Origin of the sequence: Acetobacter musti, from assembly GCF_011516835.1 — a bacterium.
GTDB classification, from domain to species: domain Bacteria; phylum Pseudomonadota; class Alphaproteobacteria; order Acetobacterales; family Acetobacteraceae; genus Acetobacter; species Acetobacter musti.
Genome location: NZ_WOTB01000015.1, coordinates 74,055 through 97,078 on the forward strand (window position 1 = coordinate 74,055; position 23,024 = coordinate 97,078).

18 protein-coding genes are annotated in these 23,024 nt (G+C 57.5%); 3 read left to right on the top strand and 15 right to left on the bottom strand.

The genetic code is table 11. The annotated features are described in order from the left end of the window. Positions 1 to 5: 5 nt before the first annotated feature. From GOB93_RS12120 to parC, 3 genes are all read right to left on the bottom strand, one after another. Positions 6 to 1,718: a hypothetical protein gene (locus GOB93_RS12120; RefSeq protein WP_173583763.1), complete on the bottom strand. Its 1,713-nt coding sequence runs from the start codon at positions 1,716 to 1,718 to the stop codon at positions 6 to 8. A gap of 172 nt (positions 1,719 to 1,890) precedes the next feature. Then, positions 1,891 to 2,646: a complement resistance protein TraT gene (gene traT, locus GOB93_RS12125; protein ID WP_173583764.1), complete on the bottom strand. Its 756-nt coding sequence runs from the start codon at positions 2,644 to 2,646 to the stop codon at positions 1,891 to 1,893. A 116-nt stretch (positions 2,647 to 2,762) separates the two neighbouring features. Next, a complete protein-coding gene (gene parC, locus GOB93_RS12130) occupies positions 2,763 to 4,976 on the bottom strand; it encodes a DNA topoisomerase IV subunit A (protein WP_173583765.1) in 2,214 nt (737 codons plus the stop codon). Positions 4,977 to 5,019: 43 nt separating this feature from the next. Here parC and GOB93_RS12135 point away from each other — a divergent pair, with 43 nt between their 5' ends. Continuing rightward, positions 5,020 to 5,466, top strand: coding sequence for a hypothetical protein (locus tag GOB93_RS12135; RefSeq protein ID WP_173583766.1), 447 nt, complete (start codon positions 5,020 to 5,022; stop codon positions 5,464 to 5,466). Between the two features lie 109 nt (positions 5,467 to 5,575). Next, a complete protein-coding gene (locus GOB93_RS12140; protein WP_173583805.1) occupies positions 5,576 to 6,355 on the top strand; it encodes a 2-keto-4-pentenoate hydratase in 780 nt (259 codons plus the stop codon). Here GOB93_RS12140 and recO read toward each other — a convergent pair. The 6 genes from recO to dnaE form a co-directional block, all read right to left on the bottom strand. Further along, entirely contained in the window at positions 6,326 to 7,123 is a 798-nt protein-coding gene (gene recO, locus GOB93_RS12145) for a DNA repair protein RecO (RefSeq protein WP_173583806.1), read from the bottom strand. The genes GOB93_RS12140 and recO overlap by 30 nt on opposite strands. A 37-nt stretch (positions 7,124 to 7,160) precedes the next feature. Then, positions 7,161 to 8,066 (bottom strand): translation elongation factor Ts, encoded by a 906-nt coding sequence (gene tsf / locus GOB93_RS12150; RefSeq protein ID WP_173583767.1) that lies wholly within the window; start codon positions 8,064 to 8,066, stop codon positions 7,161 to 7,163. 105 nt (positions 8,067 to 8,171) lie between these two features. Then, the gene (gene rpsB, locus GOB93_RS12155; RefSeq protein ID WP_173583768.1) at positions 8,172 to 8,975 is read right to left on the bottom strand and encodes a 30S ribosomal protein S2; all 804 of its coding nucleotides are present in this window, start codon (positions 8,973 to 8,975) and stop codon (positions 8,172 to 8,174) included. A gap of 173 nt (positions 8,976 to 9,148) precedes the next feature. Then, a complete protein-coding gene (locus GOB93_RS12160) occupies positions 9,149 to 10,276 on the bottom strand; it encodes an aromatic ring-hydroxylating oxygenase subunit alpha (RefSeq protein WP_173583769.1) in 1,128 nt (375 codons plus the stop codon). A 263-nt stretch (positions 10,277 to 10,539) separates the two neighbouring features. Then, positions 10,540 to 10,812, bottom strand: coding sequence for a hypothetical protein (locus tag GOB93_RS12165; protein WP_242010740.1), 273 nt, complete (start codon positions 10,810 to 10,812; stop codon positions 10,540 to 10,542). An 80-nt stretch (positions 10,813 to 10,892) separates the two neighbouring features. Next, positions 10,893 to 14,312 carry a DNA polymerase III subunit alpha gene (gene dnaE / locus GOB93_RS12170; RefSeq protein WP_173583771.1) on the bottom strand — a complete coding sequence of 1,140 codons (3,420 nt, stop codon included), beginning with the start codon at positions 14,310 to 14,312 and terminating at the stop codon, positions 10,893 to 10,895. Positions 14,313 to 14,476: 164 nt separating this feature from the next. On the opposite strand from dnaE, the gene GOB93_RS12175 reads away from it, so the two are divergent. Continuing rightward, positions 14,477 to 15,700: a glycosyltransferase family 87 protein gene (locus tag GOB93_RS12175; protein ID WP_173583772.1), complete on the top strand. Its 1,224-nt coding sequence runs from the start codon at positions 14,477 to 14,479 to the stop codon at positions 15,698 to 15,700. Positions 15,701 to 15,781: 81 nt separating this feature from the next. Here the strand turns inward: GOB93_RS12175 and glpK are convergent, their stop codons facing one another. From glpK to GOB93_RS12205, 6 genes are all read right to left on the bottom strand, one after another. Next, complete coding sequence (glpK, locus tag GOB93_RS12180; RefSeq protein WP_173583773.1) at positions 15,782 to 17,272, bottom strand: glycerol kinase GlpK; 1,491 nt, start codon at positions 17,270 to 17,272, stop codon at positions 15,782 to 15,784. Between the two features lie 19 nt (positions 17,273 to 17,291). After that, on the bottom strand, positions 17,292 to 18,122 hold the full coding sequence (locus GOB93_RS12185; RefSeq protein ID WP_173583774.1) for an MIP/aquaporin family protein: 831 nt from the start codon (positions 18,120 to 18,122) through the stop codon (positions 17,292 to 17,294). Positions 18,123 to 18,177: 55 nt separating this feature from the next. Beyond that, a complete protein-coding gene (gene glpD / locus GOB93_RS12190; RefSeq protein WP_173583775.1) occupies positions 18,178 to 19,698 on the bottom strand; it encodes a glycerol-3-phosphate dehydrogenase in 1,521 nt (506 codons plus the stop codon). 124 nt (positions 19,699 to 19,822) lie between these two features. Beyond that, entirely contained in the window at positions 19,823 to 20,605 is a 783-nt protein-coding gene (locus tag GOB93_RS12195) for a DeoR/GlpR family DNA-binding transcription regulator (RefSeq protein WP_408742396.1), read from the bottom strand. Between the two features lie 14 nt (positions 20,606 to 20,619). Beyond that, positions 20,620 to 22,431, bottom strand: coding sequence for a DNA helicase RecQ (recQ, locus tag GOB93_RS12200; RefSeq protein WP_173583777.1), 1,812 nt, complete (start codon positions 22,429 to 22,431; stop codon positions 20,620 to 20,622). A 94-nt stretch (positions 22,432 to 22,525) separates the two neighbouring features. Continuing rightward, positions 22,526 to 22,900 (bottom strand): OmpA family protein, encoded by a 375-nt coding sequence (locus GOB93_RS12205; RefSeq protein ID WP_173583778.1) that lies wholly within the window; start codon positions 22,898 to 22,900, stop codon positions 22,526 to 22,528. Positions 22,901 to 23,024 lie beyond the last annotated feature (124 nt).

A 23,024-nucleotide genomic window follows, 5' to 3' on the forward strand; every position in this document is an offset into this window, starting at 1 on the left:
ACTGCTCATGGGACGATTGTCACGATCCAGAGCCCAAACGCTGCAACCATCAGTATGGCCGCCAGACCATATGCCTCGACAATATGAAGGCCAGCTGCAGCCCGTTTTACTCTCCATAGTGTCAGAATCAGGATTTTAAAGAAACGACGACGCACATAGTCGCGGGTTGCAGGCGAAATGAATACTAACTGTCGCAGTATAGCGGCCGCCATGTCGTTTCCTGGCCAGAGCAGAGGCTCCCCGAACGGAAGCCATGAGGGCTGTATCTTCATGCCGTCTGCCCATAATGTTTCTTCCGTCGGCGCTATGTCCGGGAATATTGTGCGAGGGGCAAAACGGGAAACGGAGGCCGCCTTTCGGCGCAGAAAACTCAGGACTGCCATAATAACAGCAAACATTATGATCACGACGCCCGGAGTCCAGGATGACAGACCATCCGGACCCGTCAGTGTTATCACGGATGGAATTGCCCTTGTTTCCGCGCCTTCTCCTGAAAGTGCCCCTGAAAAACCGGGGGCGAAACGAGTAATCAGACCCGGGATACAGGACATTATGGCCGAAACGGCCAGACAGACGATAACCGGATATTGTGTCGGGAGTTCTATATCCACAGATCCGGCCATTCGGGGTGAGCGCGGCGCACCGCACATGACCAGCATCAGGAGCCGGAGGAGTGCAAGGCAAAACAGCGCAACAATTCCTCCGAGACCGAACAGCAGAAAAATGAATGGCAATGCGGAAGCATACCGGTCTGGCAGCAATCCAAGCGTGGTTTCAGCCAGCAGCCAGAGCATGCTGAATCCGGCTCCTGGAGGTAAAAGTGCGAACACGCACGCGCCAGCGGCGAACAGCCCGGCGAGCCAGGGCGCAAAAAGAATAAGCCCGCCAAGCCTGGCGATCCGGTCTGATCCACCGCCTGCGGCAATCAGGTCTCCGATGCGGAGAAACGCGGTCGCTGCAGGCCAGATACAGATGAGATCAAGCATCAGTGCACTCGCTGCCGCATGCGCGGACAGTGACGAGTCCTCAGCGCTGGCGAAAGCAAAAAGCCCGATGGCAACAACGGCCATTCCATATGGAACAGCAAAGATATTTATAAATGCTGCACTGATTCGACTTGTGGAAAGTGCGATGGCGCGTACGATACTGATCGTCACGCCGACAGTGATCAGTGTAAAAACCATTTGCGGCGTCAGAATACTGTCTGACTGAAAAACAGTTCGGACGAGGACAAGAAGATTGCAGCCCATCTCGATGGAAGGCGCGAGAGCCAGCGCACCTCGGCCCCGGTTGCCTGTGTAACCGGCAGCCAGAGCCGCGACACACGCTGTCCACCCGTCTCCCGGTGTACATGCCGCGACAAAAAGCAGTGTACGCAGGCAGCCGCCGGAAAGGCGCCGTCTCGAAGGAAAGAGAAGAATCTGTGAAACAGCCCCTGCTGCTGCCATCAACGACAGATTTGTGGACAGGGCAGCGATGCATGCTGCCGCGCACGAAAAAGACGCACGCCGGCTGGCGCGATCCCGGAGGTCGATCAGAAGACCGGTCATCGCGAATGGAAACAGAAAAAGGGAGCTGACGCTTTCCGTTCCGATCCCGGGAATAAGGTTGCGACCTGGCGCGGTCTTCCACGCCAGAGCAGTGAGCGCCGTCATTGCAATGAAAAGCCAGAATGTCCGGCTGGCGATATTGAGGGAACTGACAGGAATTTTCGGCAACAACGCAGGGGCAATCGATATCCCGCACACAGCAGCAACGGACAGCAGGATAATGATTGTCAGAATGGTCGGAGGTCCATTACGCAGGCAGCGGAAAAATCAGTGTTACTACTTCTAAAGCGTCGCCTCTGAAACCGGCAACAGCCAGACGCGGTGCAATCAGGCCTGTGCTCTATTCGAACAGACCGGCCAGAGAAGACGCCAGATGAACGGTCAGAACAGGGATGGCCTGATCGGCCGTCAGACCGGTCCGATCCGCATAAGCTACCTCCCGGAGATTATATTTTTTAAATGCTGAGGGTTCCTCAATCTCCTGATAGCGTAAGTTCGTACTCATTCCATCGCCCGCGTTGCGGGCGGGACTTTCCTGACTTATCCGTGTGACCTGCCGGACAGCGAGACCATTTGCAGGCCGCTCGGCCAGACGAATATCGGTTGTCACCGCATATGTAACATCACCTGCAATCTGGCTCAGCAGACCAGGTGTGCCGCTGGTTCCCAGATCCGGAACAAGGCCAGACGGGATATTTCCTGCGTAGACAGACGTCATACCTCCCGGTGCGGATCCCCTCAGAAGAGGCTGATTCCAGCCGGGCACCAGCAAAGACGCGGTCTGGCTTTGGCCGACGCGGCCTGCATGGAGGACGTTGATCTGCAGTTCAAACCGGGCGATGTCCGGATCATCGACAAGTGTGTAGCCACGTGCCCTGAGGGCCTGCGTCAGCGGCGTCCGGACATCAATAGATGGAAAATCCGATGTGTTACGCACCCCGACATAAATCGTACGCTGGTCGGGTGCCACCGGGTCGAGAAAGACTGTTTCCGACATTTTTGTGTGCACCGTCAGGTGACTATGTGCGGTAACCACTTCGATATCCGCACAGGCGGAGAGAGTCAGGGCCACCAGAAGTATTCCGAGCCCCGTCATCAGGTTCTCTGGCGTGCGCCTGATTCCGGCCAGTCTGTTTCGAAGAACTTTCATGCCGGATAAACTGGCAGGATCTACTTAATATTATACTTCCAGCAGTGCACTGGTCTCGTCTGTTAAGCTTTGCGCAGGGCCCATGGAGGCGCAGCTTTTCCGGCAGCTCCCCGCCTGCCGAGCCAGGGCTTCAGGTCATCAAAGGCCCGGAGCCGAACAGCGCCGGGCCAGAGCAGCCCTTCTGCCGCACTGAAAACAACAGCCTGCTTAAGGCCGTGCCGTGCATCCGGATATTTCTGCAACGCCACACCGAGCCCTCGCGACATAGTCGGCATCTGGTCTGCCGGAAAAACAAGCAGGCGTTTATCGCCACCCAGCACAGCGATATGATCGCCTTTTGCCGGAACGCAGAGACGTGCGCTTTCATCGCCTTTCAGGTTAAGAATCTGGCGGCCGCTACGCTTCTCGGCGGAGAAATCGGCGTCCGCGACAAACATGCCCCGTCCGGCGCTGGAGGCGACAAGCCACTTTTTCTCTGCGCCCAGCACGAAGACCGCAAGAATGTCCTCATCGTTCGAGAGATCCATGAGCAGGCGAAGCGGCTGTCCATCGCCACGCCCGCGAGGCAGATCGGCGACGCTGACCGTGAAAGCACGCCCGTCGGTCGCAAAAAAGCCAAGCCTGTCCGTACTCTGACATGGAAGGGTCAGCCGCAGTTCATCGCCTTCCTTGAATTTCTGCGCAGATGCGTCAATTCCGTGCCCACGTACGGCACGGACCCAGCCCTTCTGGGAAAGAATCATTGTCAGCGGTTCGCGCTCCACAAGCGTCGCTACCGAAATATCGATTTTCGGTGGAGGCGTTCCCAGAGTGCTGCGACGATGCCCCAAGGGACCGGAACCGAAGGTCCTGCCGATGGCTTTTACCTCGCCTGCTATTCGCGACCAGCGCAGCTTCTCGTCGCTCAGGAGCGTACGAAGATCATCCCGCTCCGTGCTCAGGGCGCCGTGTTCCTTGCGAATCTCGACCTCTTCAAGTTTCCGCAGACTACGCAGACGCATGTTCAGCACAGCTTCCGCCTGCACGTCGGTCAGGCGGAATGTCGTCATCAGACTGGCTTTGGCGTCATCCTCCTCCCGGATAATGCGAATGACCTCATCAAGGTTGAGGTAAACCGCGAGAAAACCTTCCAGAATCTCCAGACGGCGTTCGACGGCCGCCAGCCTGTGCGCGCTGCGCCGTTCCAGCACTTCGTGACGGTGATCAAGCCAGGCCTGAAGCACCTGTCTGAGATTGAGCACGCCCGGCGCACGATCAGCGCCAATGACGTTCATATTGAGCGAAAAACGGCTCTCAAGCTGTGTCGCGCGAAACAGTGTCTCCATGAGCACTTCCGGTTCCACACCACGTGACTTCGGCTCCAGCACAAGACGAATATCGGTCGTGCTTTCGTCCCGTATATCCGCCAGGAGAGGAAGCTTCTTCTGCATCAGCAGATCAGCGACCTGTTCTATCAGCCGTGACTTCTGAACCTGATAGGGAATTTCGGTAACAACAACATTCCAGGTACCGAAGCGTCCCTGCTCGACTTCCCAGCGCGCGCGGATGCGAAAACCCCCGCGACCGGTTTCGTAGGCTTTCAGAATGGCGTCCGGCTCTTCGACAATGATCCCTCCGGTGGGGAAATCCGGTCCGGGCATATGCTCCAGAAGTTCGCCAATAGTCGCATCGGGTTTGCGGATCAGCAGACCGGCGGCCGCGCAGATCTCACCGGCATTATGCGGCGGAATGCTCGTCGCCATACCAACGGCGATTCCGGCGGCACCGTTGGCCAGCAGGTTCGGAAAGGCCGCCGGCAGAACAACCGGCTCAGAATCCTCGCCGTCATATGTCGCGCGGAAGTCGACAGCATCATCGGAAATCCCTTCGAGCAGGGCCTGCGCGACACGGGTCAGGCGGGCTTCAGTATACCGCATGGCCGCCGCATTATCGCCGTCGACGGAACCGAAATTTCCCTGCCCTTCGACGAGCGGGAAGCGAACGGCGAAGTCCTGCGCGAGTCTGACCAGCGCTTCATAGACCGAAGCATCGCCGTGCGGATGGTACTTACCGATTACGTCGCCGACGACACGTGCACACTTTTTAAACCCTGACGTGGGATCAAGACGCAGCTGGTGCATCGCATAGACAAGACGCCTGTGCACCGGCTTCAGCCCGTCCCGCACGTCCGGCAGCGAGCGGGACATGATTGTGGACAGTGCATAAGCCAGATACCGCTCGCTCAGTGCGTCAGCGAGCCGTGTATCCTCGATATGGCCTTCGAACGTGTCACTCATGTCCTGTCCTCCGTGTCGCGCACACTTAACGGAGAGACACGCTTTGGCCAATGTCCTGCCCGGCTTTTCGCACCTCAGACCGGAACGTATCGCGCTGTATGTTTCCGCCGTCGCCATTCTCGCGGCGTGCTCTCCCGCAGCCCCGTACCTTCGTGCCGGTGACGAACTCGCTCATAGCGGCTTCACCGCCCATCCGGCTGACACGACGGCACGCTACGAGATGCTTAATATTCTTCCCGCCGGAATGCTGACCTATCGCCCGACAACAACCGGACCCGTTTATCTTTACGCCGATCGAATCGGCTGCGGCTGTGTCTATATGGGCAGCATGTCGGCATTTAATGACTATGCCCGCACCCACCCTGTCCCGCCGCATGGCGACATGACCGCCGAGATCAACGAACATCCCGGGTGGGACTGGAGTGTCTGGTCAGAAAGCGCCGATCCGGGCCCTAACCAGCCGAAACACGTTATCGGCGCGGAATGGTGACGGCGGCGCAGAGAAATGGGCGTGTAAATCCGGGCCTGTTATTCTATGACGGCCTGACAGGGTGCATGATACTGACTCCCCTTCCCTCTTCGGACGTCCGTTTTTGACTATGACGACAGATATCGACACGAGTGTTTCGGCCACCCACGCCCTCGCTGACCACCTGATGGATGTCCGGGAACGTCGTGCAGAACCTGTGGCCTCTCTTGTGCCGATGTTAATCCCTTCCGATGAACAGAAGGCGTATGCTGTTCAGGACGAAATCGTCCGGAGGCTCGGGCCTGTCGTCGGATGGAAAGTCGGTGCGCGCAGTCCGGACGCAGAGCCTTCTGCTGCTCCGCTGCACAGGGAGACAGTTTTCCGGAATGGAGCCATTATTCCGGCCGGATTATGTCGCCATCGCGGTGTTGAAGCTGAAATAGCCTGGTGTTTTGCCCGGACGCCTGAACTGAAACCGGAAAATCTCATGCGGGAGTCCGTGCTGGATGCAATCGGGAGCGTCCATCCCGTCATAGAACTTGTTGACACGCGATTTCGGGAAACAGGCTCTCAGCACCCGCTTGCGCATCTGGCCGACCAGCAGAATCATGGCGCACTGATCATCGGGCCGGCACTGAAAGACTGGCGGAATTATGATCCGGTTTCGGAAACCATTACAGTTCGTATCGATCACCGGAAATCTGTGACACGTCCTGGCATCAACGCGGCAGGCGACCCGTTACGTCTTCTCGTATGGCTGGCGTATCATGCAGCGCAGCGCGGACTTCCACTGGAGGCCGGAACGATCGTCACGACCGGATCCCTGACCGGAACGCTTTTCGTCCCGCATCGCACTCATGTCAGCGCTGAATTCAGCATGTCAGGCCGGGTGTCCGCTTTCCTCACCTGACAGATCCGGTTTCTGCCTGTGGGGAGACAGGAGGGACTGCACTATGTCTGCGAGTCTTATGCGGGCTGCAGGCAGCGGTCGATGCAAGGGACCAAAAACGTCTCGTGTCAGGAAATGTCCTGTCAGTCGTAATCCCGCGCTCCAGTCGGCAGGGATACCAGTGTCTTCGGGATTCAGGAAAAGACCAGGAAGCGGCAGAAGCCTGGAGGCCCAGATCCCGGCACCCTGCCGTGATACGGCGCGGCCGGTACGGGGCGACAAATAGACAAGATCGGCGCGTTCCCCTGTGACCGCACATTCAGTCAGATTGAGTGCAAAACCCAGATCCTGAAGCAAAATTCTCTCCCAGCGCAGAAGAGTGGCCATTTCAAATGCGGTGGCCTGTTCACCACTCTCAGCGCCGAATAACGACGCAACCCGCCCGGTGTCATCAAACAAGCCTGAATACCGCTCACCTTCGGGCAGTGCGCTGTCTGTTACAGCACAGATAGATGACAGGCAGGCCAGGCTGAGCCGCGATCCGAGGCAACGGGCCGCATTAGCCTGAATGATTTCACCCGATACCGAACCGAGCTGTTCTGGGAGTCGTGCGCGCCATCGGGCCTGGACCAGATTTCCAGGCTGCCATGTGGCTGCATTCCGGCGTCCCATTCCTCCCCTTACCAGACCATGAACAACGCCATGATCGGAAGTAAACAGGTGAACGAGAGCATTTGCCTCGCCGAACAGCGAGGCTGATAAAACAAGGGCGGGTGCTTCCCAGTTCAGGGATGCCCCGCCCGCTGTCATTTCGTTACAGATCCGCTCAGCCGCCGGCGGCTTTCGCGACCTCTGCAGCGAAATCGTTCTCTTCTTTCTCAATGCCTTCGCCGAGCTGGAAACGGTCAAAACCGACCAGTTTCACACCGGCCTTATCAAGCACGGCTTTCACGCGGCTCTCGCCGTCATGCACCCAGACCTGCTCAAGCAGAACCACTTCCTCATAGAACTTGCGGATGCGGCCTTCGATCATCTTTTCGATGATGGCATCAGGCTTTCCTGATGCGCGCGCCTGCTCTTTCAGCACTTCGCGCTCGCGCTCAACGGCGGCCGGATCGATGCTGCTGACATCGAGAGCTGCCGGACGTGTTGCCGCGATATGCATGCCGACCTGACGTCCGAGAGCGTTGATGGCGTCACTCTCCGATGGCGCCTCGATTGCTGCCAGAACGCCGATCTTACCGAGACCAGGCTTCAGCGCGCCATGAATATAGGTCGCGACCACGCCGGACGGCACTTCAAGAACGCGTACGCGACGGATCGACATATTCTCGCCAATGGTCGCGATAAGATGCGTCAGTTCGTCAGCAATCGTACGACCGCTCGCAAGAACGGCGGCTTTCAGCTTTTCAAGATCGTCACCAGCCTTGAGGGCAGCTTTGGCGACCTCCTCAACGAAGCCCTGAAAGGCTTCGTTACGGGCAACGAAATCGGTTTCGGCATTGACTTCGACCATGGCGGCGCGAAGTCCTTCGGACACCACGCCGACAAGACCTTCAGCCGTCACACGACCGGACTTTTTCGCTGCGGCAGCGAGCCCTTTTGTGCGCAGCCAGTCAACAGCCGCCTCAATATCACCGGACGCCTCGTTCAGCGCCTTTTTGCAGTCCATCATGCCTGCGCCGGTCTTCTCGCGAAGCTCCTTGACGAGGGCTGCGGTAATTTCCGCCATATTTCTATCTCCAGAATAGCAGCAAGCACGTCACCGCACGGGGACGTGCCTGCATTCATGTCCGAAAGCCTTACAAACCCGCCCTGTTATGGCAGGGTTCGCTTGTCAGCCTGCAGCAACCGGCGCCGGAGCAGCTTCAGCGGCTGCAACTTCACCCGTTTCGAGAGCCGGATCGACCGGCAGTTCCTCGGACGCACCGAAATCCTGCCCGGAAGCACCCAGTTCAGCCGAGATTCCGTCCAGAACCGCGCCGGAAACGAGGTTGCAATACAGCTCGATAGCCCTGATTGCATCGTCGTTTCCGGGGATCGGGTAGGTCACGCCCTCAGGGTTCGAGTTGCTGTCGAGAATTGCCACGACAGGAATACCAAGCTTGTTGGCTTCCTCAACCGCGAGCTTTTCCTTCGTTGTATCGATGACGAACAGGATGTCCGGCAGACCACCCATCTCCTTGATACCACCGAGGGAGCGCTCAAGCTTCTCCTTATCACGGGTAATATCGAGGATTTCTTTCTTTGTGAGACCATGCGTATCGCCGGCCAGCATGTCTTCGATCTGACGCAGACGCTTGATGGAACCCGTAATGGTTTTCCAATTGGTCAGCATTCCGCCCAGCCAGCGGTGGTTGACGTAATACTGACCGCAACGCTGCGCAGCTTCAGCCACCATATCGGACGCCGCACGCTTCGTTCCGACGAACAGAACACGACCGCCACCTGCGACAGTGTCACGGATCACTTTCAGGGCGCGATCCAGCAGAACGACCGTCTGCTGCAGATCGATGATATGAACCTGATTGCGCACGCCGAACAGATACGGCGCCATGCGCGGGTTCCAGCGGCGGGTGTGATGGCCAAAATGGACGCCAGCTTCGAGCAGCTGACGCAGAGTGAAATCAGGCATCGCCATGATGCAGAATCCTTGCGTTCCGGTTGTCCCTCCGCAACGCACAAAGCCCGGTCAGACCGGACACCAGGACGCGCGCTGCGTGTGAAGTCCCATGTCACATGACATGAGCGGTGCGCCATATGGCGGTTTTCCGCCCGAAATGCAAGTCCGCTCTGCCTTTGAGGGACACGCGCTTACCTGGCAGCGGGAATGCCGGAACGAATGAGCAGATCGCGCAGATTACGTACGACAGGGAACACTTCGACATTGTGGTCGCCGCCCAGATCCCTCCAGGCTGCCTGCTCAAGCTCCACAATCTCCTTATCCTCAAGGAAAATACGGTTGGTGAAGATTCCGAGCACCGGCCAGGCCAGATCGAGAAGGAACTTCCATTTCGGGCGCTTCACTGAAAGCAGCCCGAAGGTCTGAGTCTCGTCCTCGTCTTTCCCCTGCGGCACGTAAGCGGCCCACAGATCCATAATCAGATCACCGTCCTTATCGTGAATCTGGAGCGTCTGATACGGATAGGTTGTGCGGACCGTCACGATCTCATCGACCGGCTGATCCTTCACATCGATTTTGTCGTTGTGCTTTCCGAAAAGCAGTCGTTCTGCCAAGGGCTGTTCACCACCCTTCCGGGCAAAGCTGTAACGGGCCTCGACAAAATTCTCACCTTTGTCCTGTCCCATAAAACGGGACGTAATCTGGCCCATCTGTTTGCGATGGAGAAACTGATGATTCATATCCATCAGGTTCTCATGCATGAACGAATAATGACAGTTCACCCGCGGATCGAAGCGGCGTGTTTTGAATTCGGGGTTGTTCACCTGAGACGGCAACGGCACCGGAATATGGTCCGCAAGCGCCGGATTGCCCGGGAATATGAACACCAGACCACCGCTCTCCCGACAGGGATAGGTTTTTACTCCGCGTCCGACACCGGGCTTATTGAGATATGGAACGGTGACGCAGTCACCTTTCCGGTCGAAGGCCCAGCCATGGTAGCAGCAGCGCACCACCTCTCCGTCGACATGCCCTTTGCTCAGCGGCACCTGGCGATGCGCGCAACGATCCTCAAGAGCATAAACCGCGCTGCCGTCCTCAGGTCTGATGATGACGACAGGATCGCCGGCGTAACGGGTTCCGAAAGCCTTTCCCGGCTTTATCTTATGGGACCAGGCGATGGGGTGCCAGAAATCCGGGTTCAGGTTGATACGACGAAGATCAGGGCCTTTTCGCTCGTACAGATCGCTTGTCACAGTGGAGTGTTCGCCGGAATTCCGCGTTTTCTCCGGCGATTCATCTTCGCGGTTTTTCTGCATCAACATCTCTCGGCCTCCACATCACGCGATCGCCGCGGGGCCATACCACTACGACGATTTCCGGTTTCCGCACAGGCACGATGCGTTATCCCTCGCTTCAGCGAGGAAACTCAATGCGCCAGCAGCACAGACACTCAGCGAAGTGTCTTGTTACACGCAGGATCAGGTGTCTGCTGGTATGATGCAAGCCCGGCCTGCGCATAGCTGAATGACAGAGCCCGGGTTTCGCGTCCGATGAAACGTCAGAAACGAAAATTATGCTTTTATGTATCGGACCCGGAGCTGAATCCGAACAGTGAATACTGCTGCAGCATATGGGCTGTGGGATACTGATCGGCGACAGCTCCGTCGGAACCATATTTCTCAACCACGACAATACCGAGCGCGGGATCGATATGAGAAGCCGGATTAACCACAGGAATGAAGGAAGATGCCTTAACCACACCAAGGGTCAATGACGTTTTCTGACTACTGCCGGCGTCACTGTCAGCAACGACTGACAACGAGGCTGATGTCTGCTCCACGGTATTCGCCATGATCTGCATCTGACACCTCGGGGGTTAATATGACGATATCTTATGAAGCCTATTACCACAAAATGCAACTAAAAGTTGCATCACACAGTGTCTATACGCGTTACGCCTGTGACCGTTTTGAGTGACTGCCCGACCACTGGACTGATCCGATACCCACCCCGGAGACGCACCTCAACCTCCTGTGTCTCCGCAACGCTCGGGAGCAGCACGATTCTGCCGCGCCCGCCGTGATGTTGCGACAGAATCGCCTGAATACCGTTCACGGCATCAATGCTGTCGAGCCATATCCTCATTTCTCCTCCCGTCTGAGCGGCAACATCCTCCAGTTGTTCGACATCCGTCGCTGTTATCCGCAACGCCTCGCCTTCCAGCCTGAGATCAGCGGTCGCCAGAACGGCCCGGCCTGCCACGAGAAGCTCGCGGACACGGCTGAGAACCTCCGAAAACAAGGTAATTTCACAGCTGCCAGTGGCGTCGGAGAGCCTCACCCACGCCATTTTGCTGCCGCTTCGCGTCGGGCGCTCCTTCCTGTCCACCACGCAGCCAGCGATCTTTACCCGTGTAATGCCGCCTTCGGCTGAAGTCAGAAGGCGTGACATCGGAACGACACCAAGACGTCTGAGCACTGTGCTGTAAGAATCCAGCGGGTGAGCCGTCATATGAAAGCCGATTGCATCAGCCTCATAAGAAAGCTTTTCGAACTCGGGCCAGTCAGAGTCCTGTGAGAGGCGCAGGGGCTCCGGTTCGGACGCATCTCCGAACAGACCGGCCTGCCCGCTTGCCGCTTCCTGGGCACGCGTCTGCGCACTGCGCAGGATTGTTTCAACTGAGCCGAACACACGCGCCCGATTGGGTTCAAGCGAGTCGAAGGCGCCTGCTCTGGCCAGATTTTCCAGCTGCATTTTGTTGAGCTGCTTTGGCTCAACCCGCGCCGCGAAATCGGCAAGATTACGAAACGGGACAGTGCCCCGCGCATCCTCCAGGCTTTGCATCGCGGCGAAACCAACTTTTTTTACCGCGGCAAGTGCATAGCGAATTCCGAGAGTGCCATCGTCCTGTTTTTCAACCCGGAAATCGGCTCCGGACCGGTTGATATCAGGCGGCATTACGGAAATTCCAAGACGCTCCGCTTCCTGACGCAATGCTGCGAGTTTTTCGGTCCGTTCACGCGCAAGCGACATGCAGCCGGCAAGAAATGCGACAGGGTAGTTCGCCTTCATCCAGGCGGTCTGATAGGACACCAGAGCGTAGGCGGCTGCATGTGATTTATTGAAGCCGTAATCAGCGAACCTCGCCATGAGGTCGAACACCTCGACAGCTTTGTCCTTCGGAATACCCCGTTTTGTCGCACCTTCAGTGAAAATTTCCCGCTGCTTGTCCATCTCAGCGCGGATTTTCTTACCCATCGCACGACGCAGCAGATCAGCAGCACCGAGGCTGTAACCGGCCATTTTCTGCGCGATCTGCATCACCTGTTCCTGGTAGACCATGATTCCATAGGTCTCTTCCAGAATATCGCGAATTTCCTCGTGGGGCGGCGCCCATACCTCGCCGTGTTTCCTGCGGCAATAATCGGGGATATTGGCCATCGGACCGGGGCGATAGAGCGCGACGGCAGCGATCAGGTCCTCGAGCCGGGTCGGGCGCATCTGCCTGAGCACGTCACGCATGCCCGCTCCTTCGAACTGGAATACGCCGGCTGTGTCGCCCCGGGCGAGCATTTCATAAGTTGTCGGATCGTTGAGCGGAATTCTGGCAAGATCGACCTCGACACCGAGACCTTCCAGAAAGCGTACTCCACGCTGCAGGATCGTCAGCGTGGTCAGGCCAAGAAAATCGAATTTAACAAGCCCGGCCTGCTCGACGTATTTCATATTGAACTGGGTGACGAGCATGTCGCTCTTCGGATCACGGTAGAGCGGCACCAGATCGACGAGCTGGCGGTCACCGATCACCACGCCGGCGGCATGAGTGGAGGCGTGGCGGTAAAGTCCTTCAAGCTGCTGGCCAATTTCCATGAGGCGGCGCAACGCTTCGTCGCTGTCCCGCATTTCCTGGAGCTTCGGTTCGCTTTCAATCGCCTGCCTGAGCGTGACCGGCTTTGCCGGATTGTTCGGAATCAGTTCGGCGACACGGTTAACCATACCGTAGGGCAGCCCCAGCACCCGGCCGACATCGCGCACGGCGGCGCGGGCCTGAAGCTTTCCGAAAGTGATGATCTGCGCGACCCGGTCGGCACCGTATTCACGACGGACGTAAGAGATGACTTCATCCCGGCGATCCTGGCAGAAATCAATATCGAAATCCGGCATCGAGACGCGTTCCGGATTCAGGAATCGTTCGAACAGCAGATTGAATGGAATCGGATCAATGTCAGTGATGGTCAGGGCGTAGGCGGCCAGCGATCCGGCGCCCGAACCACGTCCGGGACCGACCGGGATATCGTGCGCTTTAGCCCACTGGATAAAATCGGCGACGATCAGGAAGTAACCGGGAAACCCCATCCCTGAAATGATATCGAGCTCGAATTCGAGCCGTTCCGAGTATATCTGGCGGGTATTCTCGTCTGCATTCATGGCCTGGAGCCGCTGCTCCAGTCCTTCCCGGGCCATGGCGCGAACGGTCTCATCCTCGTTCGAGCCTTCGCGGACTTTCGGGCAGACAGGAAGCAGGGGTTTGCGGGTTTCCACCTTCACCGCGCAGCTTCTGGCGATTGCGAGCGTGTTATCACAGGCGTCCGGCAGATCGGCAAACAGCTCCCGCATTATCGCAGGGGGCTTGAACCAGCATTCAGGCGATACTTTCCAGCGATCCTTCTCCGCCATCGTACGCCCCTGAGCGATACAGATCAGGGCATCGTGCGCCTCGTGCATTTCGGGTCGCGGAAAGAAGCACTCATTCGTCGCAACGAGAGGCAGACGCAGCCGGTCCGCAAGAGCGATAACTCCGGGTTCAACCGCTTCTTCGATCGGCAGTCCAAGGCGATTGAGTTCCACGACAAGGGAATCTCCAAACGCTTCCTTCAGACGGGCAAGCCATTTTTCCGCCTCGGCTTCGAGACCTTCGGCCAGCAGATTATAGAGCGGACCGCGGGTTCCACCTGTCAGGCAGAAAAGTCCTTCCGTGCGTTCGCAGAGCAGATCAAGACTGACGGATGGATCTGTCGTATCTCCCTCCAGAAAGCCCGCAGAAGACAGAAACTGGAGATTGGCAAGACCCGCCTGATTGCGCGCCAGCAGCACGATCGGCTCGGACAGGCTGCCGGGATGATCGTCACGTGGCGGGAGACCGATCTGAGATCCGATGATGGGCTGGACACCCTTGCCGGTACAGTATTGCGAGAATTCCAGGCCGCCAAAAAGATTTCCCGTATCCGTTATGGCGACCGCCGGCATATCCATGCCTTTCGCGAGAGCAACCAGTTCCGGGACGCGAATTGCACCCTGACTGAGGGAATAGGCCGAATGAACCCTGAGGTGGACGAAATCAGCGTGCGACATGCCCATGCAGTTAGCATGACAGGATGCGAAGTGGGACAGAGGCTGCTGAGTCGAATGGCAGAAAAAGCAATTTTCTCACTATTGCTGCCGGGAGACGCTTCATGGCGCGCAGGCTTCAACCGCCGGTAAGATTCTGTTTTATTTTCAGTTTTAATATTCCCTGCATGGCTTCACTCATTTCCGATCTGCTCACACCACCGGCAACGACTACCCGGAAACCTGCTCTGCTGAAATTCGCAGCGTATGTCTGGCTGGCACTATGGCCCACCGTGTGTCTTATCATGTTATCAATGGAGCTTCGCTTCGGATGGACAGACGGCATCGGACATCCGTTCGGTGAGGATTTTATCAATTTCTGGTCTGCGGCATACCTCGCCCTGCACGGTCATATTCTGACGACCTACGATTTTGCAGCATTCCATCATTTTCATACCCGTCTGGTCGGCTATGAAATGAACCTTTACCATTACAGTTACCCGCCGGTCATGGCTCTGGTCACACTGCCATTCGGCCTGCTGCCTTATCTGGCGGCGTGGCTTGTCTGGCAGGTTGGCGGATGGCTGGCTTTCGCACTCTGTCTGCGGAAAGTAACGCCGGGAAACTGGCTGCTTCTGAGTCTTGCGTGGCCGGCGCTCTACGTAAACACAATATCTGGCCAGAATGGTTGCTGGATCGCGGCCATTACCGGCTGGGGACTGCTTCTGCTTCAAAGCCACCGCTGCTTCGCCGCAGGCCTTGTTTTCTCGCTGCTGATGATCAAACCCCAGCTTGCATGGCTTTTCCCGATTGCGCTTCTGAGCGGGCGGGAATGGAAAGCATTAATCGGCATGATCGTCGGTGCCGTATGTCTGTTTCTGGCCACACTCGCGGCTTACGGCCCGACAGCGTGGTACGCCTGGCATGAAAGAGTTGGAATCCTGCGCCGCATCATTCTTGAGAATGGCGGCGGCGTCATGCATCGTATGATGTCTGTTTTCGTCTTTGTGCGTCACGCCGGAGGCAGCCTGACACTTGCCTACGCGGCGCAGGCAATAGCCAGCCTGATTGCCGCTTCACTTGTTGTGCTGATCTGGCGAAAAACAGCAACAACGCACTACGCATTCCGGTGGCGTGCGGCGACGCTGATCTTTGCGATGCTTGCAGGATCACTCTACGTGACCGACTATGACTGCATCATTCTCGCCATGGCCTGTGCGCTGATATGGCCCGTCGCCGATCTGGAAGGGCGTGAGGCGCTGGCCTGCGCAGCCATAGCACCCATTCTCACCTCAGCCATCGCCAAGGGTACGCCCGTCGCGCTTGGTTCCTTTATGCTCTGGCCGGCCCTGTTCTGGATTGCGCGTCAATGTTTCATGGACAGAAAGCATGGCCTGACTTCAGTCGTTTAGACGGAATCTGGCACGGTGGCACGGATGCTGTCAGGCGCTTCGTAATATGCGCGCCCGAAGCATCCTCACCTGCCAGAGCCGTTATTTTTGTGTAAGCGCGCGACGTACGGCCATGTGCCAGCCATCAATCATCGTCTTTCGCTGAGTTCCGTCCATCTTCGGCTCAAAGAGAGCTCCCCGCTCCCACTCAGAGGCCACTTCATCAAGTCCGTTCCACATGCCGACACCGAGACCGGCAAGATAGGCCGCACCGAGCGCTGTCGTTTCAATCTGCTTCGGACGCTCAACCCTTGCCTGGAGCATGTCCGCAAGAAACTGGCAGAACCAGTCATTGGCGGACATACCGCCGTCAACCCTGAGCGTACTCGCCGTTCCGCCACCGTCCTGCGTCATCGCCGCCACCAGATCCAGGGTCTGATACGCAACGGACTCAAGCGCGGCACGGGCAATATGGGCTTCGGTTGCATCCAGCGTCAGCCCGCAAATGAGCCCGCGGGCGTCCGGGTCCCAGTGTGGCGCCCCAAGGCCCACAAAGCCAGGCACCATATAGACGCCATGACTGTGCGGCACGCGGGTGGCCATGTCATCAGTCTGCGAGGCATGTGTAATCAGATGAAGGCCATCCCGCAGCCATTTGATCGCCGCACCTGCTACGAAAATAGATCCCTCAAGGGCGTAGGCTGTTTTACCGTTCAGACGATAGGCGATTGTCGTCAGCATCCGGTTACGTGACACGATCGGGGACTCGCCGGTGTTCAGGAGAACGAAGCATCCTGTGCCATAGGTCGCTTTTGCGGTGCCAGGCTGGAAGCAGGCCTGACCCACTACGGCAGACTGCTGATCGCCGGCCATTCCTGCGACAGGCACAGCACGGCCAAACAGATCAGGTGTCGTCTCACCGAAAATCGCGCTGTTGTCCTTCACCTCAGGAAGCAGCGCTTCAGGAATACGGAACAGCTTCAGCAGATCCGGGTCCCACTGCTGACGGTGAATATCAAACAGCAGGGTGCGACAGGCATTGGTGATATCGGTGGCATGCGACTTTCCACCTGTCAGGCGCCATAGCAGAAAACAGTCGATCGTACCGAAAGCAAGCTCGCCCTTTTCAGCACGGCCACGCGCTCCATCGACGTTATCTAGTATCCATGCCAGTTTGGTGGCACTAAAATATGGATCAAGCAGCAGTCCGGTCCGCTCTGTGACGAGTTTTTCAACGCCGTCCTTCTTCAGTTCGCTGCAAAGTCGGGTCGTCCGGCGGTCCTGCCAGACAATAGCGTTATGGACCGGCTTCCCGGTGGCGCGATCCCATACGACGATCGTCTCACGCTGGTTGGTAATCCCTATTGCCGCAATGCGGTCAATGCCTCCCGACCGTTCAACAGCTTCCTGAGCTGTCGTCTTCGCGTCACGCCAGATATCTTCAGGATCGTGTTCGACCCAGCCCTGATTTGGGTAATACTGCGGAAACTCCTGACGTGCGAGAGAGATTTCCTGGCCAGTAGCGTCAAATACGATGCTTCGGGTGGACGTGGTTCCCTGGTCGATGGCCAGGATACGATCCTGTTTGATCATGACGTCAGCTCCTTACCTGTCACACAGACCGGTCGATGGAAGAAACCGGCGCAACGGCAATGTTGCGCGGCGGCATGAATGGACGGATCAGCGCCTGGTAAATACCAGCACCCGCGACACCGCCAACAAGCGGGCCCGCGATCGGAACCCACCAGTAATTACCTGGAGATGGCAGGGCGGATCCTCCCCACCCTGCGAAGTAACAGAACAGACGCGGACCAAAATCTCGCGCGGGATTGATGGCCCAGCCATCAAGGAAACCCGCCGAAGCGCCGATACCCGCCACGAGGAGGCCAATCATCAGAGCACTGGAATTGGCCTGCGGCGCCATCGTATTATATTCGCAGGTTATTGCGAAAATACCCAGCAGCAGCAGGCCGGTCAGAATTATCTGCACGACGAAGGAATGCATCGGGGTCACGAAGTCGCCGGGATGCGTGAAGAAAACACCCGCTGCCGCACCATCATGCAGACGATCCATATGATGAACGGCCGCAAAGTGATCGATCACCGGCGCGAACAGCGCGTAAACTCCGGCAGCGCCGATCACCCCGCCCGCAATCTGCGCGACCATATAAAGAGGCACCTTACGCCACGAAAAACCTCTGAAAATCGCCAGAGAAAGTGTAACCGCCGGGTTAGCGTGCGTGCCGGACACCGCGCCTGTCACATAGATCGCAGTGGTTACGGAAAGGCCCCAGACGATACACAGCCCCCAGTAGGCAGTCTTATAGGGGCTCGGATCGTAGAGAAAAAACATTGCGGCGGATGAGTCACCCATAAGCACGATGATGATGACCGCTATGCATTCGGAGATGAGTTCTCCGAGAAATTTTTTCCGTTCTGTCATGTCGTCCCGCTCTTGTTTTTGTTTTTACAGGAACCGCACGTATTGAAGCCGGATGTCAGCCCAGCTTCTGACGCATATAATCAGCTACCTTCTGACGTTCTTCCTCCGTCATATGAAGGCCGATCTTGCTTCGGCGCCAGAGGACATCCTCCGGCGCTTTTGCCCATTCATTGTCGATTAGATAATCCACCTCACGCGTTGTCATACTCTGGCCGAGATCGTCGCCGAGATCCCGGAGTTCCTTTGCATTGCCGACGATGTCATAGGCACGCATGCCATAGGACCGCATCAGGCGCCATGCCAGTTGTAATGGCAGAAACGGCGCTGCATCCCGGAAGCGTTGCAGAGCGGGTTCAAATCCGCCTGTCCCGAGATCACCGCCTGGCAGAGCCGCATCGGCCGTCCAGGAGTGCCCTGCGACAGCCGGAAGCACCGGCGCCAGCTTTTCCAGCGCATGCTCCGCCAGTTTTCGGAATGTCGTGATTTTCCCGCCAAAAATGGACAGGAGCGGTGCGCCACCCGTTGTATCCAGATCCAGGACGTAATCCCGTGTTACGGCTGATGCATTGGCTGCCGCATCATCATAGAGGGGTCGCAGGCCGGCGTAACTCCAGACGGCATCGGATGGCCTGATCGATTTATTGAAATACCGGTTCACACTCTCACAGAGATAGCTGACTTCCTGCGGTGAGATCTCAACCAGACCCGGCTCTTCCTCCCAGGCCACATCCGTCGTGCCGATCAGTGTGAAGCGCTGTTCATACGGAATCGCAAAGACGATACGCTTGTCGGGATTCTGGAAAATATAACATTGTGGGCCATCAAAAATCTGCGGCACCACGATATGACTGCCTTTTACCAGACGCACCGATTTTGAGTTCGGCACGGCAAGCTGATCAGCCAGAAGCCGCGCAACCCAGGGACCGGCCGCGTTGACGAGAGCTTTTGCCCGCACCGTTGTCGTCCCGGTGCGATGCATATCCTCGATTTCCGCTTCCCAGATGCCGTCAACGCGACGGGCGCCGACAAGGCGCTGGCGCGTGCGGATATCGGCACCTCGTGCTGCGGCATCCATGGCGTTGAGCACGACAAGCCGGCTGTCCTGAACCCAGCCATCGGAATAGACGAACCCCTTTTTGTACCGGTCCTGGAGCGGTCTGCCGGACGAATGCGTGGTCAGATCCAGAGCCCGCGATTTCGGCAGTTTCATGTTCGGTGCGAGATGGTCGTAAAGAAAAAGACCCAGTTTCAGCATCCAGACTGGCCGCATTCCTTCCGAATGAGGCAGCACGAAGCGAAGTGGCCACATAATATGGGGTGCGATTGCGAGCAGACGATCGCGCTCGATCAGGGCTTCCCGGACGAGGCGGAATTCATAATATTCCAGATAACGCAGTCCGCCATGGATGAGTTTGGTGCTGGCTGACGACGTGTAGCTTGCCAGATCATCCTGTTCGACAAGCACGACGGACGCTCCACGCCCGGCGGCGTCACGCGCAATGCCTGTACCGTTTACACCACCGCCTACGATCAGCAGATCAAATATTTTAGAAGACTCAGAGGAAGCTGCCGTCATCGTATGATCCGTTTCAAGTTCGCGAATGGCGTTCAGGAAATTCGTATCCGAACATCGACTCTTTTGACAATGGCTATAATTCAGCCGGAGGCTGAGAGATCCGTCATTTCTGCATTAAAATCCGTTATGTTCGTTTCCGAACATCAGGTGCTGCAACGTGAAGTGCCACGCCGGCAGCCGACAATCTGTCGCAAATGGTGTCTGACGGGCGCCGGTCAGTGAAAAAAGCACTGACGTCAGCAATATTCCCTGCCCTGACCAGGGGTCGCCGGCCAAATTTCGTGTGGTCCGCCAGAAGAAAGACCTGACGGGAATTGTTCCGTATCAGTTCGGATGCCCTTACTTCATCAGAATCGAAATCGAGAAGTGTACCATCCTCGTCGATGCCGCTGATTCCAATAACACCATAATCAGCGCGATACTGACTAAGCATGGCGAGCGAATCCGGCCCCAGTATGCCACCATCCCGCATCCGCACGGTTCCGCCCGTTACCACAACGCGACACTCCTCCCCGCCTGCAAGGAGGGACGCCACATGCAGATTGTTCGTGATCACCTGAAGACCACGATGACCGGAAAGAGACCGGGCGAACGCTTCGGTGGTGGTACCGATATTGACGAACAGGGACGCACCGTCAGGTATGGCCTCAGCGGCGCATCGCCCGATGGCGTCCTTATCCCGACGATTCAGAATCTGTCTCTGCGCGTAAGCGATATTCTCGACAGATGAAGGAGCACTGGCACCGCCATGGTGACGGATGACCTCACCTGCCGCATCAAGAACCCGGATATCACGCCGGATGGTCTGCACGGCGACGTCAAACATGCGGGCCAGATCGTCATTCGCAATGTAACCATGCTTGCGAACCGCCACTGCGATCGCTCGCTGCCGGGGCAGCCCCGTAATCGCGCCCGGGCTGTTCATGCCGCGGAATGAAGACCGTCGAGAGTCTTTAAGACCGGCGTGCCGTACCGCTCCAGCTTTGAGCCGCCGACACCTTTTATACGCCCCAGTTCGGCCAACGTGCCGGGACATTCAAGAGCAATATCCCGCAAGGTGGCGTCGTGGAAAATAACATAGGGGGGGATTTCCTGTTCCCGTGCCTCATCGCGACGCCATTGCCTGAGAGCATCAAAACGGGCGCGTGCATCCTGAGAAAGATCTTCCGCAACGGAACCTCCCTGCGCTCCCCGCGCGTTGCCAGTCTGCGCCTGGACGGCATCTTCCCGAAGGCGTACCTCCTCTTCGCCACGGAGAATAGGACGCGCGACCTGCTCATTGAGCATCAACCCTCCGTGTTCGTTTCCCATCAGCAACGCTCCCCGGGCGATAAGCTGCCGAAGAACTCCGCGCCAGAAATTTTCGCTCTGGTCTTTTCCAATTCCCCAGACTGACAGCCGGTCATGACCGTTTCTGGTTGCGGCATCGGATATTTTACCGCGCAGAATACCGATGACGTACAACGCTCCGAAACGCTGTCCGGTCCGGTAAATCGCGGAAAGCAGCATACGGGCCGCTCTGGTGCCGTCGAATGTCGGCACCGGACTGCGGCAATTATCGCAATGACCACACGGTTCATGCAGCGTCTCACCGAAACAGGCCAGGAGAGCCCGCGTTCGGCACGACGTCGTCTCGGTCAGCGCGATCATTGCTTCAAGCCGTGATCGCATGACCCTTTTCTCGCTGTCAGGGGCGCCCGACTGATCTAGCCAATAACGGGCACGGGTCATGTCTTCGCCTCCGTAGAGAAGCAGGACATCCGATGGCAGACCGTCCCTGCCGGCACGGCCGATCTGCTGATAATATGCTTCCGGCGATGACGGCATGTCGACATGAATCACTGCCCGCACATCCGGACGATCGATTCCCATACCGAAAGCGATAGTCGCCACCATGACAATCGGCTCGCCAGACCGGAAACGTAGCAGTGCAGCCCGTTTTTCAATTGGCGATAACCCAGCGTGGAAGGCACAGGCAGGCCAGCCCCGTTCACGCAGGGACGCGGCAAGCCGTTCAGTGCGAATCCGCGAACCGCAATAGACGATGCAGGCTTCGTCTTTATGACGGCTGAGAGCATCTGCGACCTGTTTTGTCTCTCCGCCTTTTGGCCGGGCTGAAATAATCAGGTTGGGCCGGTGAAAGCTGGCCGAGAGCACGGCGGCATGACGCATTGCCAGCGCCGTAAGTATGTCGTCCCGCGTCCGCGGATCCGCCGTTGCCGTCAGAGCAATGCGCGGAACATCTGGAAAATGCTGCGAAAGGCTTTCAAGCGCCCGATATTCCGGTCGGAATTCATGGCCCCAGGCAGAAATGCAATGCGCTTCATCAATCGCGATAACGGAGATCGCCAGACGCGACAGACGATCGAGAGTGCCAGGGGACAGCAGTCTTTCCGGGGACACATAGAGAATGTCGATCTGACCCGCGCCGAGCTCCGCCCTTATCCGGGACGCCTCGTCGACATCGAGTTCAGAATGCAGGGCCGCAGCGTTAACCCCGAGTTGCCTCAGCGCTGCGACCTGATCGTCCATCAAAGCGATAAGTGGTGAAACAACCAGCCCCATGCCCGGCCTGCACAGGGCGGGAATCTGGTAACAGACACTTTTTCCGCCACCGGTTGGCATCAGAACCAGTGTATCTTCGCCTGCCATTACCCGGTCGACGGCCTGCTCCTGTAAGCCGCGAAATGCCGGAAAGCCGAAAACACGACCGAGAACCTCGAGCGGTGTCATTCCGACGAACCGGTCCCGGCCACGGGCCGGCCGTGTTTCAGCTGTCCCGGTGACAGCCGGTTCTGCGGAAAATTCTACATTTGGCACGAAAACGTCAGGGCGAGACAAGTTCTATTTCGACCCGGCGGGAGCCAACCACGCCGTCGGCATTTGAGGGCGGCCGCGGCTTCTGCACGATCCGGTTAGCCGGAACACCGTCAGCGATCAGTTCCTGAGCCACAACTTTGGCACGATCGATGGCCAGCAGTTCATCAGCTGACAAATCTTTTCCGCTTCGGGCATAACCTTCGACCTCGACGGTCATGCCTGGTCTCTTCGCAGACCACGATGCGGCTTCGGAGACGACATTTCTGGCTGAATCGTCGAGTGCGGTCGAACCTGACCCGAAAAATACGACATATTGTCTGCCTGGACCCGTCGCACAGCCGGCGAGGAAGCAAAGGCCAACGGCAGGAAGCAGGCGGCGCATAGGAAACTCCGGAAAATGAAATTCTTGTCTTTGCCCGCTCACATCACAGGCAGAGATTCATGGATATTTTGGTGCCTGCACAAGCGCGCCACGTCAACAAAACACTCAGCACCGAAAACGCTCG

Excerpts from the sequence above, each read along its gene's own strand:
- traT (WP_173583764.1), bottom strand. The coding sequence starts at position 2,646 with ATGACGGGGCTCGGAATACTTCTGGTGGCCCTGACTCTCTCCGCCTGT.
- parC (WP_173583765.1), bottom strand. The coding sequence starts at position 4,976 with ATGAGTGACACGTTCGAAGGCCATATCGAGGATACACGGCTCGCTGAC.
- GOB93_RS12140 (WP_173583805.1), top strand. The coding sequence starts at position 5,576 with ATGACGACAGATATCGACACGAGTGTTTCGGCCACCCACGCCCTCGCT.
- tsf (WP_173583767.1), bottom strand. The coding sequence starts at position 8,066 with ATGGCGGAAATTACCGCAGCCCTCGTCAAGGAGCTTCGCGAGAAGACC.
- rpsB (WP_173583768.1), bottom strand. The coding sequence starts at position 8,975 with ATGGCGATGCCTGATTTCACTCTGCGTCAGCTGCTCGAAGCTGGCGTC.
- GOB93_RS12160 (WP_173583769.1), bottom strand. The coding sequence starts at position 10,276 with ATGCAGAAAAACCGCGAAGATGAATCGCCGGAGAAAACGCGGAATTCC.
- GOB93_RS12165 (WP_242010740.1), bottom strand. The coding sequence starts at position 10,812 with ATGGCGAATACCGTGGAGCAGACATCAGCCTCGTTGTCAGTCGTTGCT.
- dnaE (WP_173583771.1), bottom strand. The coding sequence starts at position 14,312 with ATGTCGCACGCTGATTTCGTCCACCTCAGGGTTCATTCGGCCTATTCC.
- GOB93_RS12175 (WP_173583772.1), top strand. The coding sequence starts at position 14,477 with ATGGCTTCACTCATTTCCGATCTGCTCACACCACCGGCAACGACTACC.
- glpK (WP_173583773.1), bottom strand. The coding sequence starts at position 17,272 with ATGATCAAACAGGATCGTATCCTGGCCATCGACCAGGGAACCACGTCC.
- GOB93_RS12185 (WP_173583774.1), bottom strand. The coding sequence starts at position 18,122 with ATGACAGAACGGAAAAAATTTCTCGGAGAACTCATCTCCGAATGCATA.
- glpD (WP_173583775.1), bottom strand. The coding sequence starts at position 19,698 with ATGACGGCAGCTTCCTCTGAGTCTTCTAAAATATTTGATCTGCTGATC.
- recQ (WP_173583777.1), bottom strand. The coding sequence starts at position 22,431 with ATGACACCGCTCGAGGTTCTCGGTCGTGTTTTCGGCTTTCCGGCATTT.
- GOB93_RS12205 (WP_173583778.1), bottom strand. The coding sequence starts at position 22,900 with ATGCGCCGCCTGCTTCCTGCCGTTGGCCTTTGCTTCCTCGCCGGCTGT.